We start from the raw sequence: 22262 nt of genomic DNA, 5'->3' as shown, positions 1-22262 counted from the left end.
CCAGGCACCACCCAGGGGCGCGGGGAACTGCGCAAACCCCACCACGGACCCGCACCCACCCCCCACCCCCAGCCAGGCACCACCCAGGGGCGCGGGGAAATGCGCACCCCACCGCAACCACAACACACCCGCACCAACCCAACCCGGCCCAGCCCAACCCCCCCTCACCCCACCCCCCACCCCGGAGGGACCCCGTACCATGGCCGCATGTCGTTCCTCCGCCGCCGCAGCGCCACCCCCGCCGGGCCCGATTTCGACGTACTGGCCATGGACCCGGGCGACTGGCCCGGCAATCTCGGCGCCGGTCTGCTCCCCGCCCCCGACGGCAGCTGCCAGGGCGTCTTCCTGCGCTACGACCTCTTCGGTGGCCGCGGCCCCGCGATGATCATCGGCAACCTCCCCGAGGGCTCCCCGGCCCGCGAGGTCGCCGAGGGCCAGGTCCCCTTCGAGGTCGGCCAGCTCCTCCTCGCGCTGGAGAACGAGGAGGAGGTCACCGTCACCGGCACCGAGGACGTCCCGGTGATGCAGGGCGACAACCTGCTGATCGTGCGGCGCGTGAAGCTCTCCGAGAGCCGGATCTCCTGCGTCCAGTTCGACCGCAGCGACGGCGTCCTGGTCACCATCGCCGCCTGGGACCGCCCCATCACGGACGACCTCTACGCCCTCCTCAAGCCCCTCCCGGCGGAACTGTTCCAGCAGGGCTGAAGCCCGCTACGGCCGGGACAGGCGCACATCGGACGCCTTCACATACGCCACCCGGTGACCGAACTGGATCTCGTAGTACCGATCCTTCCCGGTCACCACCCGGTGCCCGTCCGTGGCGAAGGTGACCGCGTAGTAGTAAGCCCCCCGCACCTCGTCCCCCACCACATACCGCTGCCCCGCCGGCAAGGCGTACGGCAGCGGTGACACATTCTGCGCCGGGACCCCTTCCGGGTACGCGGACTTCTCCGGGTACGCCCTGCCGTACACCGGCACGCTCGCCAGCCCCTCCCGGGGAGTGATCGCCTTCCCCTTCGCGGGCACCGCCGTCGGCGCCTCCGCCGGGTTGTGGAACCATGCCTTCTGGCCGAGGTACCAGATCGCCGTCCAGTCCCCGTCCCGGCCCGCCACCGCGTACTGCTGGCCGGTGGAGACCCGCGAGGCGATGTCGTTCACATCGATCGTGGACGGCTCCCCACCCGGCCGCAGCCCCACATCCCTGACCAGCGGATACGACTCCCCGGGCCCGGTCCGCAGCCGGACCGCGCTGGAGCCGTGCACCACGCAGGGCTCGCCCCTGGTGGCGCAGCCGGTGAACGCGGGCCGGTTGCGCGCGTACTCCGGCAGGACTGTCACCATCCCCGCGCCCGCCTTGGCGGTCGGCGCGAAGGGCCGCCCCAGCAGTTCGAAGTAGTGCGCCCAGTCCCAGTAGGGCCCGGGGTCGGTGTGCATCCCGGGGACGGTCGCCGCCGTCGGGCCGGGCACATTGTCGTGGCCGAGGATGTGCTGCCGGTCGAGCGGAATGTCGTACCGGGCGGCGAGATAGCGGACCAGACGGGCCGAGGAGCGGTACATCGCCTCCGTGTACCAGGCGTCCGGCGACGCCAGGAACCCCTCGTGCTCCAGCCCGATCGAGGTGGCGTTGGTGTACCAGTTGCCCGCGTGCCAGGCCACGTCCTTCGCCTTGACGTGCTGGGCGATATGGCCGTCCGTGGAGCGCAGGGAGTAGTTCCAGGAGACGTAGGTGGGATCCTGGACCATGTCCAGGACGCCCTCCCAGCGGCCCTCCGTGTCATGGACGACGATGTACTCGATGCGCTGGGTCCCGGGCCGTCCGCCCAGGTCATGGTTGCCGTAGTCGCCGTCGCCGAACTGCTCGTAGGGCGCCGGGATCCACTCGCAGGACACCGTGGCGGGGCACTCGGTGCCCTCCGCCGTCGCCGTCCGCAGCCCGATCGCCGTCACCTGTGCCGTGTCCGGCGCCAGCCCCGGCCGCGCGGGCAGCGCGATCCGTTCCCCGGAGTCGGTCACCCGCCGCTCCCCGCCCCGGATCACCGCGAACACCTCATCGGCGTAGGCCGCCGCCGTCGCCGAGTCGTCCGCGCCCGAGAAGCGGGCCACCGCCCCGTACCAGCGGGCCGGGTCGTCGCTCGCCGGGGCGCCCAGCTCCCGCTGCGCGTCGGCCAGCAGGGCCGCGCCGCCCGCCACGTTCGCCGCCGGGTCCGTGCGCAGCCGCTCGGCGCTCAGCCCGGTCAGCTCCGCCGCCCGGCGCAGGGTCGTCAGCCGCGCCGGAAGCTCCGTCGCCCTCGGTGGCGCGGCGGTCGGCAGCAGGGCGGGGCGGGCGCTGTCGCCGCGCGGGTCCTCGGTGCCCTCGCTGTGATGGGGAGCGTCCGCCAGCGCCGTACGGGCGTCGGTGAGATGCATCGGGCCGTATCCGCCGCTCACGCTCGGCGCCCCGCCGTGGCCGTCCCACCGGGACTGGAGGTACGACACCCCCAGCAGCACGCTGCGCGGTACCCCGTAGTCGGCGGAGGCGGTGGCGAACGCCTCCTGGAGCCCCGCGCGAGGGGCGGGGGCGGGGGCGGCGCCCAGCAGGGGCAGCAGCAGTGCCGCGGCGGCCAGCCCTCCGGCACTCCTGCGGACACGTCCGGCGTGCGGGCGGGCGGCGGTGGGGGGTGGACGCAAGACAGCCTCCAGGGACGGGCGGGCACGAGGAGCCGTACGGGGCCGGAGTGCCAGTGGTAGCCGCTTCCCGACGATCCGTCAATCATGCCCAGCCGTCCCCGAGGTGCCGTGTCGGCGCAGGTCGGCGGGGTTTCGCGGGGGAGGCCGGATGACCGGCGGGGCGTCACCGGCGTACACCAATGGCGGTGCGGGTGCGGTCCGGCGCCGGACACGCAGAGGCCCGCGGTGCGCCGCTGTCCCAGCGCACCGCGGGCCGCTCTCCGCCCCCGCCTCTCCCTTGCTTCTCGCTCTCTCCCTCGCCGTCAGCGGGTTCCGACCGCTGCCCGGACCGCCCTGCGGGCCAGCTGGCAGTCATCGTGCAACCGCCGCAGCAGCAGCCGCTGCTCCTCGCCGCTGGGCACCGCTCCCGGCGTTCCCGCCCCCGCCGCCGGGGTGGGCTCGCGCATCGAACGCTGCACTGCGGTCTCGTAGGTGCGGATCTCCCGGGTCAGCACCAGCATCAGATTCACCAGGAAGGCGTCCCGGGACGCCGGTCCCGCGTTCTGGGCGAGCTGGCTGATGTGCCGGCGGGCCGCGGGGGCGTCGCCCAGCACCGACCAGAGGGTCGCCAGGTCGTAGCCCGGCAGGTACCAGCCCGCGTGCTCCCAGTCCACCAGCACCGGACCGGCCGGGGACAGCAGCATGTTGGACAGCAGGGCGTCCCCGTGGCAGAACTGGCCCATGCCCTGGCGGCCCGCGGTCGCCGCGATGCCGTGCAGCAGCTTCTGGAGGTCGCCGAGGTCCCGGTCGGTGAGCAGGCCCTGCTCATGGAAGCGGGAGATCCGGTCCGCGTAGTCGACCGGGGCGGTGAAGGTGCCCGCCGGGGGACGCCAGGCGTTCAGCCGGCAGATCGCGCCCAGCGCCGCCCGGATGTCCCCGCGGGGCGGGGCCTCGGCGGGGTGGCGGTGCAGTGCCGCTGCCCGGCCCGGCATCCGCTCGATGACCAGTGTGCAGTTCTCCGGGTCCGCCGCGATCAGCCTCGGCACCCGCACGGGGGGGCGGTGCCGGACGAACGAGCGGTATGCCGCTATCTCGTGCCGGATCCGCTCGGCCCACCGGGGCGACTGATCCAGTAAACACTTGGCGACGGCGGTGCTGCGTCCCGTCGTACCGACGAGGAGCACGGCGCGGTTGCTGCGGCGCAGTACCTGCACCGGGGCGAACTCCGGGCAGATGCGGTGCACCGACGCGATGGCCGTCCGCAGTTGGGCGCCCTGAGGGCCGGACAAGTCGAGTCTCCCGCTGAGCGGTTGGTTGCCGGGTCCCGCACGCCGGGCCCGGCCCGCGCCGAGCACGGCTCCGGCCCCCCGCGCGGGAGCGAGATACGGGCCGCCGCCCGACAGGGGGGCCTCGCCGGGACGGGCGGGGACCGGGCCCTGGGTGCGCGGGCGGAGCGGCCGGGGGGGTGCGGACACGGAGGACGAGGCTGCGTACATGGGCGAAACAGATCCCTTCGTGTGCCTGCGACGTCATACGCACCCCGGCCCGGTGACCTTGGTGCACCCTGGGGAGTGCACCGTGTACCAGTACGGCCGCCGGGTCGGGGTGGCGCTTTCCTACCTGACACCCCGTGCCCGGTGGCACACCATCTGGCGCACCCTGGCGAACCCTGGCGAATAGTCGCTCGGCAACTTTCCCGGGGCTAATGTCAACTCAGCCGAGAACCTGGGGGCTTGACGTGAGCGGACAAACCAACACCCGCCTGGCGGACCTGTTCGGCCTGGCCGGCTGGTCCAAGGGCGAGCTCGCGAGGCTGGTCAACAAGCAGGCGGCGGCCATGGGCCACCCCCAGCTGTCGACCGACACCTCGCGGGTGCGGCGCTGGATCGACATGGGAGAGATCCCGCGCGATCCCGTACCGCGGGTGCTGGCGGCCCTGTTCACAGAGCGTCTCGGCCGTGTCGTGACCATCGAGGACCTCGGTCTGGTCCGGCACGGGCGCGTGGGGAAACGGCAGGGCGACGGGAGCACGGAACAGCATCCCGGCGAACTGCCCTGGGCGCCCGGACGGACGGCCGCGTTCCTCATCGATTTCACGGGAATGGACCTCATGCTCAACCGACGCGGTCTGGTGGGCGCGGGCGCCGTGCTCGCCGCGGGATCCGCACTCAGCAGCGCCATGCACGACTGGCTGCACACCGATCCGGCCCTGACCCCCGACGCTCCCGTACTCGACAACCCCCTGCACGCCGACCCCGCTGGGTTCGACCGCTACGAGGCCGCCCCCATCGGATCGCAGGAGATCGAGGAACTGGAGCGTTCGGTCGAAGTGTTCCGAGCCTGGGACGCGGCCCGCGGGGGCGGGCTTCAGCGCAAGGCGGTCGTGGGCCAGCTCAACGAGGTGGGCGGCATGCTCGCCTACCATCACCCTCCGCACCTTCAGCGCCGGCTGTGGTGTGTGGCGGCCGACCTCGCCGCCCTGGCGGGCTGGATGTCGCACGACGTGGGGTTGGAGCCCACGGCCCAGAAGTACTTTGTGATCGCCGCCCAGGCCGCCCGTGAGGGCGGTGACCGGCCACGGGCCGGCGAGGCGCTCTCCCGGGCGGCCCGGCAGATGGTCCATCTGGGCCGGCCCGACGAGGCGCTGGACCTGATGAAACTCGCCCATTCGGGCGCGGGGGAGCAGATGCTGCCCCAGACCCGTTCCATGTTCCACACCATCGAGGCCTGGGCGCAGGCGTCGATGGGCAAGGGCCAGGCCATGCGCCGCACCCTGGGACAGGCCGAGGAACTCTTCGCCTCCCAGAGCGACGAGGAGACCCCCAGCTGGATGAAGACCTTCAAGGACGAGGATCTGTACGGGATGCAGGCCCTGTCCTACCGCAGCCTCGCGGAGTTCGACCCGGGGGCCGCCGCGCACGCGCAGCACTACGCGGAGAAGGCGCTCGCCCTGCGCAACGACGGGCGGGAGCGGTCGAAGATCTTCGACCATCTGTCGATGGCGTCCGCGTCCTTCATCGCGAACGACCCCGATCAGGGCGCCAAGTACGCCCGCGAGGCCCTGAGGTTCATGGGCAACAACTCCTCGCACCGCACCTGGGACCGGATGCACCAGATGTACCGGCTCACCGCCCAGTACGCGGACAACCCGCGGATCAGCGAACTCCGGGAGGAACTGAAGACCGCCCTCAGCCGGGCGAAGGGCAAGGGCGGCAGCAGCACCCAGGCATAGTCAGGCCGCCCCCGATCCACATCTCCACTCCACCTCTCTACCCCACATCTCCACTCCACGTCCCTACGAAGTCACCCTGGCGATGAGCACGCAGGCGTCGTCCTCGCGTCCGCTCCCGCCGAACTCCTCCTCCACCGTGCCCAGACCGTCCTGAGCCGTCCGCGCCCCGGACAGCCGGGGGGCCAGATCGAGGAGCGGGCTCCCCGCGAAGGGGCGCCCACCGCCGGGCACCAGCCCGTCGGTGTGGAACAGCAGCAGATCACCCGGTACGAGGGTCACCTCGGTCTCGCCGTACTCGGCGCCCGAGGTGGCGCCCAGCAGCACCCCGTCCGGAGCGGTCAGCCGGCCCCCCGTCCCGTCGCGGAACAGCAGCGGGGCGGGGTGTCCCGCGCGGGCCCAGGTCAGGGTCCGGGCGGCCGGGCGGTAGCGGCAGCAGACCGCGCTGCCCAGGGCGGGTTCGGCACTGCTGTCGAGCAACTGGTTGAGCCAGGACAGCAGTTGGCCGGGCCCGGTACCCGCCATCGCCATGCCCCGCAGCGCGCCCAGCGCCATCGCCACGTCCGCGATGACGGTGGGCCCCCGCCCGGTCAGTTCACCGACCGTCAGCAGGGTGTCCCCGTCGGGCAGTTCCAGTACGTCGTACCAGTCGCCGCCGGTCGGGGTGTCCGGGGAGGCGGGCAGCGCGCGGGCGGCGAGATCGAGTCCGGCGCCCTGTCGCGGGAGCCGCAGGGGGCCGCGCCACGCGGGGACGGCGGCCTCCCGCGACCCGACCGCGAGCCGGTGCCCGGAGTGCTCCCGCTCCCGGTGGCGCCGCAGCGAGTCACGGGTCTCGCTCACGGCGGCCTGGCTGCGGCGCAGCGCGCTGACATCACGCAGCACGGCCCACATGGACGCGGTGCTGCCGTCGGCGTCGAGCACGGGCTCGCCCATCATGTGCACGGTGCGCAGCAGGCCGTCCGGGCGCAGCACCCGGAACTCGCCGTCGATCCGCTTGGCGTCGACCAGGCAGTCCGTCACCATCGCGGTCAGCCGGGGGCGGTCCTCCTCGTGCACCAGGGAGGGCAGTTCGTCGAGGGTGAGCGGGGGAGCGGCGGGGTCGCGGCCGAGGATGGTGTGCAGTTCGGCGGACCAGTTGGCCTCGTCGGTCAGCAGATTCCACTCCGCGCTGCCGACCCGGGCGAGCAGTGAACCCCCGGTGGGGGCGGGCGGGGCGGGTCGCGGGGCGGGGACGCCGGCCTGCGGGCCGTCCCGCAGCTGCGCCAAGTGCCCGTCCAGGTCTTCGAGTTGATGCAGGGCCAGATCGTAGAGTGCCCGCTGCCAGCGGCGGCGGGGTGCGCAGTCGTCCCCCGAGGTGTCCCGTCGTACGGCGTCCACATCGCCCTTGAGCCGGCGCGTCTGTGTTATCAACGCTTCGACCGGGGCGCCCGAGGGCAGCCGGGTGACGGGGCGGTCCGCTGGGAGAGGGGACGGCATGACGCACTCCGATGCGAGGGGTTCCCCCGCTCCGGGCGGGCCGGGACCGGGGGGAGGTACGACCAGGGCTGGCGATGGGACCGCTACGACTGTGACACAGGCGGCCACGCCCTGTAAGGGATTTGGCAACACACGATACGGTGGTGCTCAAGGCATATGCCAGCGTCTTCATGGCCGGACTGTCCTGCGACTTCGGCCTACCCCGGGGGCCCGGGGCTGGCGTAGCGCCCCTACGCGCGTTGACGGACCGGTGGATGATGCCGCGCGCGGTGCGGGCCGGGTTCTGCGGGCACACTCCCTTCGCTGTGACGCAGGTCACATAAGTTGATCATGGTGAGAGCGTACGGGGGAGAGGGTGTCCGGGGTCGTAACAGCACACCGGAAATCCGGACGACCTCAGGGGAGACGGCCATGGAGATCACCCTCGACCAACCCGCCCGTGCCCGACTGATCACGGGCGAGGAGGAGCTCCCCGTCCCCTCCACCCTGCACTACTGCTCCAGCGACCCGCTCGCCGTGCATGTGGCCTTCCCGCCCGAAGTCACCCTGGCCGGTGAGGATGTCGTCTGGACGTTCGCCCGCGCCCTGCTGGCGGCCGGACTGGACGGCCCGGTCGGCGAGGGCGACGTCCACATCTGGCCCTGCGGCCGGAGCCGGACCGTCCTCGAATTCCACTCCCCCTACGGACTGGCCCTGCTCCAGTTCGACACCGCCGCCCTGCGCCGGTTCCTGGTCCGGACCTACGCCATCGTGGCCTCCGGAGCGGAGGACCTCGGCCCCGCGGTGGAGCGCTGCCTCAACGAACTGACCGGTCAGCCGTAGCGGGGCCAGCCGTAGCGGGGCCGAAGGGTCCCCAGGTCACCCCGAACCATCGAGCCGGGCCGCGCCCCGCGCGCGTACCGCGCGTCCACCTCCGGGCCGGTCGGCCCCGGCATGTCCGGCTCCACCCGGCGGCCGATCCCGGTCCGCGCGCCCGCCTGCCCGCCGCGCGCCCCGACCGTGGAGGCGCCCGGGAACCCCCGGGAACCCCCAGGAAGCCCCGGGAGCCGCCCGGGAAGTGCCTGAGGTGCGCCTGAGGAGCAACCCGGGAAGCGCAGGATGCCGCAGGATGCGCACCCCCCGCTCGCAGCCCTCGCGGCCCACCCGGACGAACTCCCCGCCGGGACCCGGGAACCCGATCGCCCGGGAACCCGAGAGCCCGGGAGCCCGGGACCTCGATCGCCCGTCCGCTAGATCGGGTACTCGCGCGGCTGCCGGGAGACGGTGATCCAGCGCAGATCGGTGAACTCCGCCAGCGCCGCGCGGGCGCCGAACCGGCCCCAGCCGCTGTCACCGAGCCCCCCGAACGGCATGATCGGCTCGTCGTGCACGGTCGCCCCGTTGATGTGCGCGATACCGGTGCGCAGCCGGTCCGCCACCGCCGCAGCCCGGTCCGTGTCCCGGCCGAACACCGCACTCGCCAGCCCGTACGGGGTGTCGTTGGCGATCCGGACGGCGTCCTCGGTGTCCGCGGCCCGTACGACGCTCACCGCCGGGCCGAACGACTCCTCGTGGTAGAGCCGCATCGCCGGGGTGACCCCGGTGACCACCGTCGCCTCGTGCAGCAGACCGTCATGGCCGCCGCCGGCCGCACAGCGCGCGCCCCGGGTCACCGCGTCGTCCAGCAGCGCCCGGAGATGGCCGAGCGCCCGCCGGTCGATCATCGGGCCGAGCTGGGTGCCCGGCTCGCGCGGATCGCCGGTCACCAGGGCCTTCGCCCGCGCCGCGAGCCGCTCCACGAACGGGTCGTGCACCGCCGCGTCGACCACGATCCGCTCCGTCGACATACAGATCTGGCCCTGGTGCATGAACGCCCCGAAGGACGCCGCCGCTGCCGCCGCGTCCAGATCGGCGTCGTCCAGCACCACCAGGGGTGCTTTGCCGCCCAGCTCCAGCAGGGTGCGTTTGAAGTGCGGGGCCGCCTTCTGGGCGATGATCCGGCCGACCCGGGTGGACCCGGTGAAGTTGATCGCCCGGACCGCCGGATGGACGACCAGTTCCTCGACGATCTCCGGGGCGTCCCCGGGCGCGTTGGTCACCAGATTCACCGCGCCGTCCGGCACCCCCGCGTCCTTCAGCACCGCCGCGACGGCCCCATGGGTGCGGGGCGACTGCTCGGACGCCTTGAGCACCACGGTGTTGCCGTAGGCCAGTGCCCAGGCCACCGCCCGGACACCCAGGATCAGCGGCGCGTTCCAGGGCACGATGCCCACCACGACCCCGACCGGCCGCCGTACGCCCGTCGCCAGCAGCCCCGGCACATCCGACGGCAGCACCTCACCGACCAGGCCGTACGCCTGGGCCGCCGCCTCGCGCAGAGTCCCGGCCGACAGCCGGACGTTGAACTCCGCCCAGGCCCGGACCGCGCCGGTCTCGCCGGTCATCACCGCGGCGATCCCCTCGGCCCGCTCCTCCAGCAGCCCGGCCGCCCGCAGCAGCACCGTCCGCCGCTCGGCGGGCGCGGTCGCCGACCAGGCCCCGAAGGCGTCCTCGGCGGCCTCCACGGCCGCGGTGGCGTCGGCGACGGAGGCCGCGGCCACCGGGGCGAGCGGGCGCTCGGTGACCGGGCTCAGGGCGACCGTCGTCCGGTCCCCCTCGGCGGCCCGCCAGACGCCGCCGATCAGCAGGCGCTGCACTCCGTCGGCCGACTCGGGGCCGGAATCCGATGTCTCGAAGGTGTCCATGCGGGGCTATCGCTCCTCGGCGGGTGTCGGGGACAGGACGAGGTCGTTGCGGACGGAGAACCAGGGGCCCTCGACGCCGGGGGGCCGCTCCGGGTCGTCGCCGTCGTGCGGCTCGAACACACGGAGCAGCGACGGCTTGACCGCGAAGACCGCGTCCGAGTCGAGGTAGGCGCTGTCCGCGTCGAAGATGTGTGTGGTCAGTGACTGGAAACCGGGCGCGTCGACCCGCAGATGGAGATGCGCGGGCCGCCAGGCATGCCGCCCGGCGACGCTCAGCATCCGCCCCACCGGCCCGTCGTCCGGGATCGAGTAGGCCGTCGGCCGCACCGCGAGAAAGGCGTACGAGCCGTCCTCGCGGGTGTGGAAGCGGCCCCGCAGATGGTGCGCGGGCGCGTCCGGGTCCTGGACCGCGTAGAGCCGGTCGTCGCCGTTCTGCCAGATGTCGAGCACCGCCCCGGCGAGGGGGGTGCCGGTGGGGCCGGTGACCCGGCCGTGGACCCAGGTGGGCGGCCCGGCGGGGCGTTCGGCGATGGTGGCGCCGTAGGGGCGCAGGGGTGAGCCCGCCGCCCAGAACGGGCCGAGGACGGTGGACTCGGTGGTCGTGCCGCCCTGCTCGTGGTTGAGGGCGTCCACGAGCATGGACAGCCCGAGGGTGTCCGAGAGCAGGATGAACTCCTGCCGCTCCTCGGTCGTGATCCGGCCGGCCTCCGTCAGGAACCGGATTCCGGCGTGCCACTCCTCCTGGGTGAGGCCCACCTCGGCGGCGTAGGCGTGCAGATGGTGGACCAGCCGCTCCAGGAGCAGCCGCAGCCGGGGCTGCGGACAGCCGCCGAAGCTCGCGACGACGGCCGCGGTGATCTCCTCGGGGGAGGTGACGTCCGCGGCGGGGCCGTCATGGGTGGGGGTCGAGTCCGGGGTCATCCCGCTCTCGCCTTCTCTCGTTCGCTCGTTCGCTCGTTCTTCTGTCTCCCGCCCGGTTCTTCCCCGGGTCGGTCCGTCCCGTTGTCTCTTCCCCCTCCGCGCCGCTTCCGCCCGCCGTCCTGTCATCGGATTCCTGACAACTTCTTGTTACCGTGCCTGATATGACGAGCAGTGATCCGGCTCCCCCCGGCACCCGGCGGAGCGTCCGGCGGCAGCAGCCCCGCGTCACCTATGTGATCGCCCGGCTGGAGCGCGCGATGCGCCGCCAGTTGGATGAGGCGGTCCGGCCCCACGGGGTGACGACCCCCCAGTACGCGGCGCTGGTCGAACTGGAGCTGCGCGCCGGGCAGTCCAACGCCCAGCTCGCCCGCCGCACCTTCATGACCCCGCAGTCGATGAGCGAGGTCGTCAAGGCCCTGGAGACCAAGGGGCTCGTCTCCCGCGAGGCGGACAGCTCGCACGGCCGGCTGATCCGGATCGACCTCACCCCCGAGGGCGAGCGGGTCCTGACCGCCTGCGACGAGGCGGTGGACACGGTCGAGGGGCAGATGCTGCGCGAGCTGACCCAGCGCGACCGCGAACAACTGCTCGCGGATCTGAAGAGCTGTGTGCGGATGCTGGGCGCGGGGTTCGCCGAAGGGTGAGGGCGGCTCGGTACTCCCGCCCTGCTCCCTGTCAGGCACCCTGAGCCGAGGATCCCGAGGGGGTTCCTCGCCTCCGTCCCTCCCGCACCACGAAGGAGTTCCCCATGGGTTCCGACGACGCCGGACGCGAGGCGATCGCGTTCGACCACCAGCCGCCGCCCACCCGGGTGAGCTTCGGGGCCGGCACCCTGGCCGCGCTGCCCCGGCTGACCGCCGACCTGGGTCTGCGCAGACCGCTGGTGCTGTCCACGCCGGGCCGCGCGGACCTCGCCGCGACCGCCGCCGCACTGCTCGGGGAGCGGTGCGCGGGCCGGTTCACCGAGGCGCGGATGCATGTGCCGGTCGCGGTCGCCGACCGGGCCCGCACGGTGGCCCGGGACCTCGCGGCCGACGGCTGTGTGGCGGTGGGCGGCGGCTCCACCACCGGACTGGCCAAGGCCCTCGCCCTGGACCCCGGCCTGCCCTACCTCGCCGTCCCCACCAGCTACGCCGGGTCCGAGATGACCCCGGTCTGGGGCCTGACCGACGCCGGACGCAAGACCACCGGCCGTGACCCCGCCGTCCTGCCCCGCACCGTCCTCTACGACCCCGACCTCACCCTCACCCTCCCCGCCCGCACCTCCGTCACCAGCGCCATGAACGCCGTCGCGCACGCCGTGGAGGCCCTCTACGCCCCCGACACCTCCCCCTTCGTCGCCCTGCTCGCCGAGGAGGGCGTACGGCGGCTGGTGGGCGCGCTGCCGGAGATCGTCCGGGAGCCCGGCGACCGGCGGGCCCGCGCGGACGCCCTGTACGGGGCCTGGCTGTGCGGCTCCTGTCTCGGCGTCACCACCATGTCCCTGCACCACAAGCTGTGTCATGTCCTCGGCGGCGCGCTCGACCTGCCGCACGCCGAGACCCACACCGTGGTCCTGCCCTATGTCCTCGCCTTCAACGAGGAGGCCGCGCGGGACCGGCTCGCCCCGCTGGGCCGGGCGCTGGACACCGGGCACCCGCCCACCGCCCTCCAGGAACTCGCCCGCTCGCTCGGCGCCCCCCGCTCCCTGGCCGACCTCGGCATGACCGCGGCCGACGTCGACCCCACCGCCGAACTGCTCCTCGCCCAGATCCCGTTCGCCAACCCGCGCCCCGTGACCCCGGACGACGTACGGGCACTGCTGCGGGCGGCGTACACGGGGGCGGATGTGTGAGCTCGGCGACGGGCGGCGCCAACCCTGTGGAGTGAGGGGATCAGGTCTGTTCGTACAGCGGCGGGCGCGGGGCCAGTTCGACCGTCGTGCGGGTGCCGCTCTCCAGCGCGCGGACGCCCGCCTCGGCGACGGCGGTCGCGGCATAGCCGTCCCAGGCGCTCGGGCCGGTGACCCGGCCGTCCCGGACGGCGTCCACCCAGGCGCGCAGCTCACGGTCGTAGGCGTCCGCGAACCGGACGACATAGTCCTGCGGGACGTCCTCGCGGGCCTCGGCCGCCCTGGTCACCCGTATGCCGTGGTCCTCGCCGATCCGGGCGCTGCCCCGCTCGCACACCGCCTCGCAGCGCACCTGGTAGCCGAAGCCGCAGTTGACGAAGATCTCCACGTCCACCAGCGCGCCGCCCGCCGTCTCGAACAGCAGGAACTGCGGGTCCTGGAGCCCGCCCGGCGCCTGTGAGGAGGGGCTCGGCCGCAGGGCCGTGACGGCGGTGATCTCCTGGCCGAGCAGCCAGCGCGCCGCGTCGATCTCGTGCGAGACGGAACTGCTGATCAGCATCGCCGAGGTGAAACCGGGCGGCGACGAGACATTGCGGTGGACGCAGTGCAGCATCAGCGGCCGGCCCAGCTCCCCGGCGTCCAGTACCGCCTTGAGCCGCGCGTACCCGGCGTCGTAGCGGCGCATGAAGCCGATCTGGAGCAGGCGCCGCCCGAGTGCCGCCTCCGCCGCGACGACCCGCAGGGCCCCCGCCGAGTCCGGTGCCATCGGTTTCTCGCACAGCACCGGCAGCCGCCGCTCCAGCGCCGCCAGCAGCGCCGTCTCGTGCAGGGTGTCCGGCGTGGCGATCACCACCGCGCCGACGCCCGGGGTGTCGAGGGCGGCCTCCGCTTCCGCGTGGAGGGCGACGCCGTCCAGTCCGGCCGTCGCCCGCTCGGCCCGGGACCGTTCGGGATCGGCCACGGCGACGACCCGGGCGCCCCCCACCCGCCGCCCGATCCGCCGGATGTGGTCGGCGCCCATGTGCCCGGCACCCAGCACGGCAACGCCCAGCAGCTCACCCACGTACGTACTCCCTCGCGGCCGACGATGACTTTCGGCCAGGGTAGATCGCCGGGCGGCCCGGGCGGCTCAGTAGCGCAGGACACCCGCGATGCCCCGGGCGTCGCCCAGGGTGCCGTCCGGGACGAAACGTACATCGGCGCCGGTCTCCAGGCACTTCTCCACGATCTCGTCCACGATGTCCTCACGGGAGTCGAGGTCACCGCCCTCGGCCGGGATCAGATGGTCGCCGTCGTCGCGGACGGTGACCCGGAAGTTCTCCTCCACCGCCAGCAGCCGGACCCTGGCCTCCCGGGCGTTCCGCCACACCTCGTCCACCCCGGCCGCGAACTCCTTGCGGCCCCGGGCGGCTTCGAGTTCCCCGGTCACCCGCTCGACCCCGCGCGCCGCCTCCCGCGCGACCGCCGGGCGCACCGCCTGCCACACCGCGTCCGGGGTGCCGTGCGCCAGCCCGCCGTGCGGAAGCTGCACCCCGCGCCGGGCCACCCCGGCGACCTCCTCGAACGCCGCCAGCGCGGCCGTCTCACCGGTGAGGAACAACGGCCGGGGACTGCTCCGCAGTACGGCGTCCATCGCGGTGCCGGCCTCGCGCAGAAAGGCGCGGGTGCGCTCGTCGCGGAAGGTGCTCGGCGTGTCGCCGATCCGCTCCTGGCGCTCGGGGTCGAAGTTCTCCGGCTCCCGGACGAGGGGGAAGGCGCCGAGGGCCGCCGCACGCACCCGGTCGGCCCCGCCGTTCCACAGGGTGACCCGGTCCGACGAGACCGACAGCACCCAGAACGGCCGCTCGGCGGCCTGCGCGGAGACCAGATTGCGGGTCAGGAAGGTGTCCGAGAGCACCACCCGCTCCGGCACGCTCCGGGCCAGCGACCACACCTGGTGCTCACCGGGCGCCGCGAAGATCACCAGTCCGTCCTCGGAGTGCGCGAGATCGACCTCGGTGAGCGCCTGGTCGAGCTGGCTCACCACCTCCGCCCGCCGCTCCTTGGTGACCGCCGGATCCGCCTCCAGCTGCTTCTTGGCCTCGGCCACCACATTGCGCAGCCGGACCGGGTCCTGGGCGTTGTCGGGCCCACGGCGATGGGTGGGGGTGAGGACGGAGACGGCCGGATAGGGGCGCGGGCGGCGCAGTTCGGCAAGGGTCGCGGGACTCAGTGCGTGCTCCATGACAGCACCATAGGGCCGATTCCCGGACGGGGCATGCGGTGCGTTCGGGGCATCGCTCACCGGCTCGGCTCGTCCCCGCAGGAACTCCCGCTCGGCGGCAGCGACCCGTACAGCAGGAAGTCCTCGACCTTGCCGCGCACACACTTCGAGGAGGCGTACCCGGTGTGCCCGTCGCCCTTGTTGTCCAGGACGACCGCCGCCGGACCGAGCCGCTTCGCCGTCTGCTCGGTCCAGCGGTACGGCGTCGCCGGATCGCCGCGCGTGCCGACCAGCAGCAGCTTCGCCGAACCGACGTCCTTGACCCGCTCGCGGATGAAATCCGTGCCCTGGGGGCGGCCGTGGCACAGCAGCACCTGGGTGAGCCGCTGGGTGCCGAACACCGGGGACGCCCGCTGGTACGCCGGGCGCAGCCGGGCCAGCTCCCGGGCGAGCCGTGCGGCGTCCGGCCGGTCGGGGTCGTCCGCGCAGTTCACGGCGGTCAGGGCGGCCGGGAGATTGTCGAACGGGATGTCGTCCTCGCCGACGGGCGTCTCGTGGGGAGCGGGGTTCGCGGGCGCGGGTGCGGTCGCCTTTCCGTTCCCGGCCTTCTCTCCGCCCCCGGTCTCCTTCCCGTCCCCGGCCTTCTCTCCGCCCCCGGTCTCCTTCCCGTCCCCGGTCTCCTTCCCGTCCCGGGTCGCCTTTCCGGTCCGGGTCTCCTTCCCGTTCCCGGTCTTCGTCGCGGACTCCCGGTCCTTCGGCCGGGGCCGGGGCGCGGTCGGCACCGCCACCCCGCCCGGCGTCGCCATTCCGCCCGTCGCGAAGCTCTCCACCCCCCGGGTGTCGCCGTCCTCCATCAGCGAGGCGAGCGCGCGCTCCAGCAGTGGCCACAACTCCTCGCTGTAGAGCGCCTGCCCGATCGCCCCCACCAGATCCTGACCGGAGAACGGCCCGCCGAACGTCGTCGGCACCGGATCCTCGTCCAGCGACCGCACCAGCCGTACGACGTCCTCGCGCGCGCGGCGCGGATCCTGGCCGAACGGACAGGCCACGTCACCGACGCACCAGTTCAGGAAGTCCTCCAGCGCGGTCTGCTGGCCCCGGGCGCCCGCGATGCCCTGCTCGGTGAGCGGTTCGGTGAGGGTGTCCACGCCGTCCAGGACCATCCGGCCCACCCGGTCCGGGAACTGCGCCGCGTACACCGAGCCCAGCCGGGTGCCGTACGAGAAGCCCAGGTAGTTGAGCTTTCTGTCGCCGACGGACTGGCGTATGACGTCCAGGTCGCGCGAGACGTCGACGGTGCCCATGTGGTGCTGGACCGGGCCGGAGTGCCGTGCGCACTCGGCCGCCGCCGCGCGGAGCTGCCGCAGCAGCGCCGCCGGGTCCGCCAGGGGGTCGGTGGACTCCTCCTCGGGGGCGCTCCCGGTGCCGTAGGCGGCGGTGCCGCAGCTGACGGGGGAGGAGCGGCCGACGCCACGCGGGTCGAAGCCGATGACGTCGTAGCCGTCGGTGAGGTTCATGAAGTCCTCGCCGCCGTAGGCGAGTTCGGTCACCCCGGCGCCGCCGGGGCCGCCGAAGTTGAGGACGAGCGAGCCCTGTCTGTCGCCGGTGGCGCGGTAGCGGGCGAGGGCCAGGTCCAGGGTTCCGGCGCCGGGTTCCGCGTAGTCCAGGGGCACGGTGACCGTGCCGCACTGGAGGTCCCGGGGGACCGCGTCGCCCTCGCAGCCGCCCCAGGTCACCTTCTGGCGGTAGAAGCGGGTGAGGTCGGGCTCGGCGGTGCGGCCCGCGCCGGGGGGCGTGGCGGCGGATGTGGCGTCGGACGTGGCGGTCGCGGGGAGCGCGGTGCCGACGAGCGCGAGACCGGTGGCCGCGGCGACGACCGCGGGGCGCACCAGCAGCCTGCTCAGCATCGATGCCTCCAAGGGCGGCCTGCGGCGGATGCCGCGCCGCGAACCGGGGAACGGGGCCTCGGCTCACCATAGGCGGCGGCCGACCGGGGCGCCCGTCGGCCACCCGGGGGCTGATCCCCCCCGCCCGGGGCGGGTGGGACCCGTGTGCGGTCTGTCGGGATGATCACGTGATGTGATCGATACACGGTTTTGCAACCAGTTCGATAACTCTGTCCACTCGATGGGGTGAAAGGGGGATTGGCCATAACTCGGATGGTTCGGCTGCGTTTTATCCGTTGCGGGCGAGTGCCCGTGACCAAGTCTGGAAGGCAGGGAACCTATGAAGCGGGTTACCCGGAACGGTGTGATCGCGGTCGCAGCCGCCTCCGGCGCGATGGCCGTGGCGTTTCCCGCGGGGGCCGCCTTCGCGGCCGGTGGCGCGGGTGCGGCCGGTGGCGCGACCGGTTCACCGGGGCTGATCTCCGGCAACACCATTCAGCTCCCGGTGGACGTCCCGGTCAATGTGTGCGGCAACACGGTGAACGTGGTAGGGCTCCTCAACCCGGCCGCGGGAAACACCTGCGCCAATGAGAGCGCGGGTGGCGGCGCCGGAGCGGGGAAGCCCGGCGGGGCGCCGGCGGGGGCGTCGGCGGAGGGCGGGGCCACGGGCTCACCCGGGGTCGTGTCCGGCAATGGAGTGCAGTTGCCGATCGATCTGCCGGTCAATGTCAGCGGCAACAGTGTGAATGTCGTCGGCCTCGGCAACCCCGCGATCGGCAACCAGTCGGTCAACGGGCCGGGCCCGCAGAAGCCGCCGGAGCGCCCGGAGCGCCCGGAGCGTCCGGTACGCCCCGAGCGGCCCGTCGGACCCGAGGGCCCCGCGGCGCCGGGACCGAAGCCGACACCGGCGCCCGAGACCCCGGCCCGGTCCACCCCGGCCCCGGCCGCACCCGCGCCGGCCCCGCCCGGCACCACGGCGTCACTGGCCCATACGGGTACGGATGCCACGCTGCCGGTCGCGCTCGGCGCGGGCGCGCTGGTGCTGGGCGGAGCGGCGCTCTACCGGCGGTACCGGCCGCAGGGCGCGCGGGGCTGACCTCGCCCTCTGACCGGAATCCTTCCGGTTCCTGGGCCCCGCCGGTACGGGTGACTGGCGGGGCCCGGGTGTGTGTCGGGGGCCGGGTGGCTGGGGAGGGGGGCTGGGTGACCGGGAGGGTCCGGGTGTGATTTGGGGGCCGGGTGACTGGGCGGGTCTGGGTGACTGGGAGGGTCCGGGTGTGATTCGGGGTCCGGGTGACTGGCGGGGCCCGGGTGTGTGTCGGGGGGATGGCGGTGGTCGGGGGTGTGGTGGTCGGTCCGGGGCTGTTTGGGGTGAAGGGGCGCGCGCCTGTCGGTATGGGGGCGCTCGCGGGGGCGGGTGGTGCTGGGGTGTTCGCGGGGCGGGTGGTGCTGGGGCGCTCGGGGGGTGGGTCGTGCGGGGCAGGTGGTGCGGGGCGGCAGGTGCCGGAGTGGGTGAGCCGGTCGGCCGCCCCCGGCAGTCGTCAGCCCGGCGGCAGCCGCCCCGCGTCCACGCCTCGGACTCAGCCGCGCGGCGGATGCGCCCGGCGGTGCAACTCCCTGATCTCCGCCTCCAGTTCCGGCACCGGGCCCTCCACCGCCACACCCGGAGCCACCTCCTGGACCGGCAGCGGGCGTACCGGCGCGGGCTCGACGCCCAGTTCCGTGAGCCAGGACACCAGTTGTGCCGAGGACGCCACGTACACGATGCGGCCCAGGCCCACCCATCCATGTGCCGCCGCGCACATCGGGCAGTGCTCGCCGGAGGTGTAGACCGTGGCCCCGGCGCGCTGCTCGGGCGTCAGATGCGCGGCCGACCAGCGGGCCAGCTCGAACTCGGGGTGGCGGGTGCGGTCACCCCCGGCGATCCGGTTGCGGTCCTCCGCCAGGACCGCCCCGTCCGCCCCGACCAGCACCGATCCGAAGGGCTCGTCCCCGGCCGCGAGTGCCTCTTCGGCCAGTTCCAGACACCGCCGCAGATACGGCAGCTCGGCTCTCTCGACCATGGCGTACGCCCTTCTCGTCATGCGCGGCGGCCCGGCGGGGAGTGCCCCGGCCGGTCATCGGCAGTGCTTTTTCGGTCCTCATCGGTCTCCGGTGACCGTGAGTGATCTTCCCGGGCAGCCTATGTCGCTCGGGGCGGCGCGGCCCAAGGGATATGTGAGGTTCGGTGAATTTCGTTGCCCTGAGCACGCTTCGGTGATGGAGTGTGGCCTATGGATCACTCCGGGGTACTCGCACTTTTCGACCGGGACATGCGCGAGGGTGCGCACCCCGACGGGCCCGACGCCACGATCGAGCGGGTGGGGCGGGTGGTCCGCCAGATCGCCCCGGCCCACGGCTGGAACGGTGTTCTCTGGTCCGACCTCGACGAGTCGACCGCGGACGCGGCCATCGCCCGGCAGATCACCGACTTCACCGCGCTCGGCCAGCGGTTCGAGTGGAAGGTCTACGGCCATGACCACCCCTTCGACCTGGGGCAGCGGCTCGTCGCCGCCGGGTTCACCCCGGAGCCGGAGGAGACGCTGATGATCGTCGAGGTCGCCGACCTCGATCTGAACGCCGAGGCGCCCGGCGGCATCCGGATCGTGCCGGTCACCGACGCGTCCGGCGTCGACCTGGCCGCCCAGGTGCACGAACAGGCGTTCGGCACGGACAGTTCCCGGCTGAGAGCGCGGATGCTGGCCCAGCTCAAGGCCGACCCGGAGGCCGTCGTGGCGGTGCTCGCCCTGGCCGGGGACGAGCCGGTCAGCGCGGCCCGGCTGGAACTGCTGCCGGGCCGGCGCTTCGCGGGCCTGTTCGGCGGTGGCACGGTGGAGTCCTGGCGGGGCAAGGGCATCTACCGCGCCCTGGTCGCCCACCGCGCCCGCGTCGCCGTCGCGAACGGCTACCGCTATCTCCAGGTCGACGCGCTCGCCCGGAGCCGCCCCATCCTGGAACGCCTCGGCTTCCAGCCGCTGACCACGACGACGCCGTATCTGTATGTGCCGGAAGGGGCGCCGTCGGCGGTGGAGGTGTAGGGGCCGGGCCGGGGGGACGGCGACGCGCCTCGGGGCGCGTCGCCGTGGGTTGCCCCGAGGCTCATCAAGGCAGGTCCATGGGGCGGCCGGTGACGGCCGAAGGACTCCGGCGCCGGGTCGCCCGGTCCGTGAGGAGCACCGCCCCCGCCCCCGCCGACAGGGCCACGCTCACCCACACCGCGAGCCGGGCGTCCCCTGATGCCTCGGTGGCCAGCCCGGCGAACAGCGGACCGGCGAAGGCGCCGACATTGAACGCCACCGTCGCGAACGACCCGGCGAGCACCGGAGCGTTCGTCGCGGTGCTCATCACCCGGTTGATCAGCGACGAGCCGACGCCGAACGACAGCGCCCCGAGCAGCACGGCGACCGGCAGGAGCGCCACGGCCGAGGTGCTGCTCAGCGCCAGGACGACCCACGCGGCGGGCAGCGCCAGCAGCGCGATCCGCAGGTCCCGGCGGAGGGTGCCGTCCCCGGTGCGGCCCGCCCAGGTGACCCCGGCGAACGAGCCGACCCCGAACGCCGCCAGCAGTCCGGGCACCACGCCCTCGGACAGCCCGGTCACCTCGGTGGCCAGCACCGCGAGATAGGCGAAGGTCGCGAAGGTGGCCCCGTTGACCAGCGCCCCCAGCGCCAGGGCGACCCGTACCGGCCGCGCCCGCAGCACTCGTGCTTCCGCGCGGACGGACACCGCGGACAGGTCCGCCGCGTCGGACGGGGCCGAGCGGAAGACCAGCGCCAGGGCGGGCAGGCACAGCAGCGCCACCGCCCAGAACGCCGCCCGCCACCCGGCGACCTCACCGAGCGCGGCTCCCACCGGGACCCCGACGACACAGGCCAGCGTCACCCCGGAGAGCAGGACGGCCGTCGCCCGCGCCTGGCGCTCCGGCGCCACCAGCGTGTGCGCGACCGACATGGCGACCGCGAGGAACCCGGCGTTGGCCACCGCCGCGATCACCCGGGTACCGAAGAGCACGGCGAAGTCGTCGGTGAGTGCCCCGACGACATGCACGGCGACGAACATCGCCAGGAACCCGGCGAGGGCCCGCCGCCGGGGCCGGCGCGCGCCCAGCGCGGCCATCACGGGGGCGCCGACGATCATGCCGACGGCGTAGGCGGAGGTGAGGCTCGCGGCGGCGCCGGTCGACACGTCCAGATCGGACGCGATGCCGGGCACCAGACCGGCGAGCATGAATTCGGATGTGCCCTGCGCGAACACGGCAAGGCTGAGGACTCTGATGAACAACGGCACGGAAGTCGGCTCCCACGGCAAAGGGCGAAAGGGGGACGGACGGGGGATGCCGTGAGCCGCGTCGCGGCCGGTCACCGGCAGACGGTGACACGGCCTCGACGGAGGTCGAGGTGCGCGGGGTCGGGATGACACGACGGGACGACGACCGGGCCCACGGATACGGGGTCCGGCCACGGGAGGCGGGGGCCGATCGCTCGCGTGAGCGAGCAACCGGCCGGGGCGTGTCGTCGTCGCCCGGTGGGCGGGAAGTCGACGAAACGCCCTACGGCTGAGAACCTGTCCGCCGCCGAGTGACCGGCGGCCTGGTTCTGTCCGACTCGGGAGGTGTCATGCCGGGGAGGGTAGCGGCGGGGCGCTCCCGCGATCAACCGGATTGGTCTCGCGGCCCTGGCCGTCGTCGACATCACCCAGGGCACGGCCGCCGCCATCGGCGGCGCGGGCGCCTTCGGCCGGCGGACTCAGCCCCGACCCGCCGTCACCCACCCCGTGACCCGGACGACTTCCTCCGCCAGGTCCGGCACCGACCGCCCGTCCGTCGCCACCCGTACCGTGTCCTCGGGGGCGTGCCGGTCCAGCAGCCGGGCCTTGCGCGCGCTGCCCGCCAGTTCCTGTGCCAGCTCCGAACCCAGTTCCCGCCCGGCCAGCCGCCCCGCGGTCGTCGCATCGGTGGCCGTGAGCAGCACTCGTACGATCCGTACCTCCGCGCCCATCGCGCGCCGGAACATGGCGGCCGTCTCGCCCAGCACGCTCAGGGTGTTGGTGTAGACGAGCCGGCGGTGGCCCAGTTCGGCGTAGGTGCCCCAGACCGCCGTCAGATTGCGCTCGGTGACCGTCGATCGATGGGGATCGCCCGGTGGCGCCGGATGCACCATGCCCAGGAAGTCGCCGTCGAGCACGGCGTGCGCGACCTCCGCCGCCCGCAGCCGGGCCGAGACCTCCCAGCCGACCGTGGTCTTCCCGACGCCGGCGCGCCCGCCGATGAGCAGTACCTCGGCCCCTGCCCGCGCTGGATCCATGCGGT

Annotated in this window: 18 protein-coding genes; 7 read left to right on the top strand and 11 right to left on the bottom strand. The window is 73.7% G+C overall.

Annotation, left to right across the window (positions count from 1 at the left end; all coding sequences use genetic code 11):
- The first annotated feature begins 207 nt into the window (after positions 1-207).
- Positions 208-705, top strand: a complete 498-nt coding sequence (locus tag ABZX40_RS33410; RefSeq protein ID WP_355742721.1) for a hypothetical protein — start codon at positions 208-210, stop codon at positions 703-705.
- Positions 706-711: 6 nt separating this feature from the next.
- On the opposite strand, the gene ABZX40_RS33405 is transcribed toward ABZX40_RS33410, so the two are convergent.
- A complete protein-coding gene (locus ABZX40_RS33405; protein ID WP_355742724.1) occupies positions 712-2667 on the bottom strand; it encodes an N-acetylmuramoyl-L-alanine amidase in 1956 nt (651 codons plus the stop codon).
- Positions 2668-2969: 302 nt separating this feature from the next.
- Entirely contained in the window at positions 2970-4142 is a 1173-nt protein-coding gene (locus ABZX40_RS33400; RefSeq protein WP_355742726.1) for an aminoglycoside phosphotransferase family protein, read from the bottom strand.
- Between the two features lie 242 nt (positions 4143-4384).
- Here ABZX40_RS33400 and ABZX40_RS33395 point away from each other — a divergent pair, with 242 nt between their 5' ends.
- Complete coding sequence (locus ABZX40_RS33395) at positions 4385-5878, top strand: hypothetical protein (RefSeq protein ID WP_355742729.1); 1494 nt, start codon at positions 4385-4387, stop codon at positions 5876-5878.
- 63 nt (positions 5879-5941) lie between these two features.
- On the opposite strand, the gene ABZX40_RS33390 is transcribed toward ABZX40_RS33395, so the two are convergent.
- Complete coding sequence (locus tag ABZX40_RS33390; protein ID WP_355742732.1) at positions 5942-7351, bottom strand: SpoIIE family protein phosphatase; 1410 nt, start codon at positions 7349-7351, stop codon at positions 5942-5944.
- Between the two features lie 411 nt (positions 7352-7762).
- Here ABZX40_RS33390 and ABZX40_RS33385 point away from each other — a divergent pair, with 411 nt between their 5' ends.
- The gene (locus tag ABZX40_RS33385; protein WP_355742735.1) at positions 7763-8173 is read left to right on the top strand and encodes an SsgA family sporulation/cell division regulator; all 411 of its coding nucleotides are present in this window, start codon (positions 7763-7765) and stop codon (positions 8171-8173) included.
- A 407-nt stretch (positions 8174-8580) separates the two neighbouring features.
- On the opposite strand, the gene ABZX40_RS33380 is transcribed toward ABZX40_RS33385, so the two are convergent.
- The gene (locus ABZX40_RS33380) at positions 8581-10074 is read right to left on the bottom strand and encodes an aldehyde dehydrogenase family protein (protein WP_355742738.1); all 1494 of its coding nucleotides are present in this window, start codon (positions 10072-10074) and stop codon (positions 8581-8583) included.
- Positions 10075-10080: 6 nt separating this feature from the next.
- A complete protein-coding gene (locus tag ABZX40_RS33375; protein ID WP_355742741.1) occupies positions 10081-10995 on the bottom strand; it encodes a dioxygenase in 915 nt (304 codons plus the stop codon).
- 161 nt (positions 10996-11156) lie between these two features.
- Here ABZX40_RS33375 and ABZX40_RS33370 point away from each other — a divergent pair, with 161 nt between their 5' ends.
- Together ABZX40_RS33370 and ABZX40_RS33365 are read left to right on the top strand one after the other, a co-directional pair.
- Entirely contained in the window at positions 11157-11639 is a 483-nt protein-coding gene (locus ABZX40_RS33370) for a MarR family transcriptional regulator (protein WP_355742744.1), read from the top strand.
- Positions 11640-11743: 104 nt separating this feature from the next.
- The gene (locus ABZX40_RS33365) at positions 11744-12829 is read left to right on the top strand and encodes a maleylacetate reductase (protein WP_355742747.1); all 1086 of its coding nucleotides are present in this window, start codon (positions 11744-11746) and stop codon (positions 12827-12829) included.
- Positions 12830-12869: 40 nt separating this feature from the next.
- Here the strand turns inward: ABZX40_RS33365 and ABZX40_RS33360 are convergent, their stop codons facing one another.
- The 3 genes from ABZX40_RS33360 to ABZX40_RS33350 all read right to left on the bottom strand — a co-directional run bounded on the left by ABZX40_RS33360 (position 12870) and on the right by ABZX40_RS33350 (position 16936).
- Complete coding sequence (locus ABZX40_RS33360; RefSeq protein ID WP_355742750.1) at positions 12870-13889, bottom strand: Gfo/Idh/MocA family oxidoreductase; 1020 nt, start codon at positions 13887-13889, stop codon at positions 12870-12872.
- 66 nt (positions 13890-13955) lie between these two features.
- A complete protein-coding gene (locus ABZX40_RS33355) occupies positions 13956-15050 on the bottom strand; it encodes a chemotaxis protein (protein WP_355742753.1) in 1095 nt (364 codons plus the stop codon).
- Positions 15051-15106: 56 nt separating this feature from the next.
- Positions 15107-16936: an alpha/beta hydrolase gene (locus ABZX40_RS33350; RefSeq protein ID WP_355742756.1), complete on the bottom strand. Its 1830-nt coding sequence runs from the start codon at positions 16934-16936 to the stop codon at positions 15107-15109.
- 319 nt (positions 16937-17255) lie between these two features.
- Between ABZX40_RS33350 and ABZX40_RS33345 the strand changes: the two genes are divergently transcribed.
- Entirely contained in the window at positions 17256-18011 is a 756-nt protein-coding gene (locus ABZX40_RS33345; RefSeq protein ID WP_355742759.1) for a chaplin, read from the top strand.
- A 484-nt stretch (positions 18012-18495) separates the two neighbouring features.
- Here ABZX40_RS33345 and ABZX40_RS33340 read toward each other — a convergent pair whose 3' ends face one another.
- Complete coding sequence (locus ABZX40_RS33340; RefSeq protein WP_355742762.1) at positions 18496-18978, bottom strand: nucleoside deaminase; 483 nt, start codon at positions 18976-18978, stop codon at positions 18496-18498.
- A gap of 210 nt (positions 18979-19188) precedes the next feature.
- On the opposite strand from ABZX40_RS33340, the gene ABZX40_RS33335 reads away from it, so the two are divergent.
- Positions 19189-19992: a GNAT family N-acetyltransferase gene (locus tag ABZX40_RS33335; RefSeq protein WP_355742765.1), complete on the top strand. Its 804-nt coding sequence runs from the start codon at positions 19189-19191 to the stop codon at positions 19990-19992.
- A gap of 64 nt (positions 19993-20056) precedes the next feature.
- Here the strand turns inward: ABZX40_RS33335 and ABZX40_RS33330 are convergent, their stop codons facing one another.
- Positions 20057-21241: a Cmx/CmrA family chloramphenicol efflux MFS transporter gene (locus ABZX40_RS33330; protein WP_355742768.1), complete on the bottom strand. Its 1185-nt coding sequence runs from the start codon at positions 21239-21241 to the stop codon at positions 20057-20059.
- 458 nt (positions 21242-21699) lie between these two features.
- Positions 21700-22257: a hypothetical protein gene (locus tag ABZX40_RS33325; RefSeq protein ID WP_355742771.1), complete on the bottom strand. Its 558-nt coding sequence runs from the start codon at positions 22255-22257 to the stop codon at positions 21700-21702.
- Positions 22258-22262: the final 5 nt, after the last annotated feature.

The organism is Streptomyces sp. NPDC004610, assembly GCF_040609715.1.
Lineage (GTDB): Bacteria > Actinomycetota > Actinomycetes > Streptomycetales > Streptomycetaceae > Streptomyces.
Note: the sequence above shows the minus strand (reverse complement) of the source record. Positions and strands in the feature narration are given on the sequence as shown.

Bases quoted from the DNA above. Each gene is read 5' to 3' on its own strand.
- ABZX40_RS33400 (WP_355742726.1), bottom strand. From the start codon at position 4,142: ATGTACGCAGCCTCGTCCTCCGTGTCCGCACCCCCCCGGCCGCTCCGC.
- ABZX40_RS33365 (WP_355742747.1), top strand. From the start codon at position 11,744: ATGGGTTCCGACGACGCCGGACGCGAGGCGATCGCGTTCGACCACCAG.
- ABZX40_RS33375 (WP_355742741.1), bottom strand. From the start codon at position 10,995: ATGACCCCGGACTCGACCCCCACCCATGACGGCCCCGCCGCGGACGTC.
- ABZX40_RS33340 (WP_355742762.1), bottom strand. From the start codon at position 18,978: ATGGTCGAGAGAGCCGAGCTGCCGTATCTGCGGCGGTGTCTGGAACTG.
- ABZX40_RS33370 (WP_355742744.1), top strand. From the start codon at position 11,157: ATGACGAGCAGTGATCCGGCTCCCCCCGGCACCCGGCGGAGCGTCCGG.
- ABZX40_RS33380 (WP_355742738.1), bottom strand. From the start codon at position 10,074: ATGGACACCTTCGAGACATCGGATTCCGGCCCCGAGTCGGCCGACGGA.
- ABZX40_RS33335 (WP_355742765.1), top strand. From the start codon at position 19,189: ATGGATCACTCCGGGGTACTCGCACTTTTCGACCGGGACATGCGCGAG.
- ABZX40_RS33350 (WP_355742756.1), bottom strand. From the start codon at position 16,936: ATGCTGAGCAGGCTGCTGGTGCGCCCCGCGGTCGTCGCCGCGGCCACC.
- ABZX40_RS33325 (WP_355742771.1), bottom strand. From the start codon at position 22,257: ATGGATCCAGCGCGGGCAGGGGCCGAGGTACTGCTCATCGGCGGGCGC.
- ABZX40_RS33390 (WP_355742732.1), bottom strand. From the start codon at position 7,351: ATGCCGTCCCCTCTCCCAGCGGACCGCCCCGTCACCCGGCTGCCCTCG.
- ABZX40_RS33385 (WP_355742735.1), top strand. From the start codon at position 7,763: ATGGAGATCACCCTCGACCAACCCGCCCGTGCCCGACTGATCACGGGC.
- ABZX40_RS33355 (WP_355742753.1), bottom strand. From the start codon at position 15,050: ATGGAGCACGCACTGAGTCCCGCGACCCTTGCCGAACTGCGCCGCCCG.
- ABZX40_RS33410 (WP_355742721.1), top strand. From the start codon at position 208: ATGTCGTTCCTCCGCCGCCGCAGCGCCACCCCCGCCGGGCCCGATTTC.
- ABZX40_RS33345 (WP_355742759.1), top strand. From the start codon at position 17,256: ATGAAGCGGGTTACCCGGAACGGTGTGATCGCGGTCGCAGCCGCCTCC.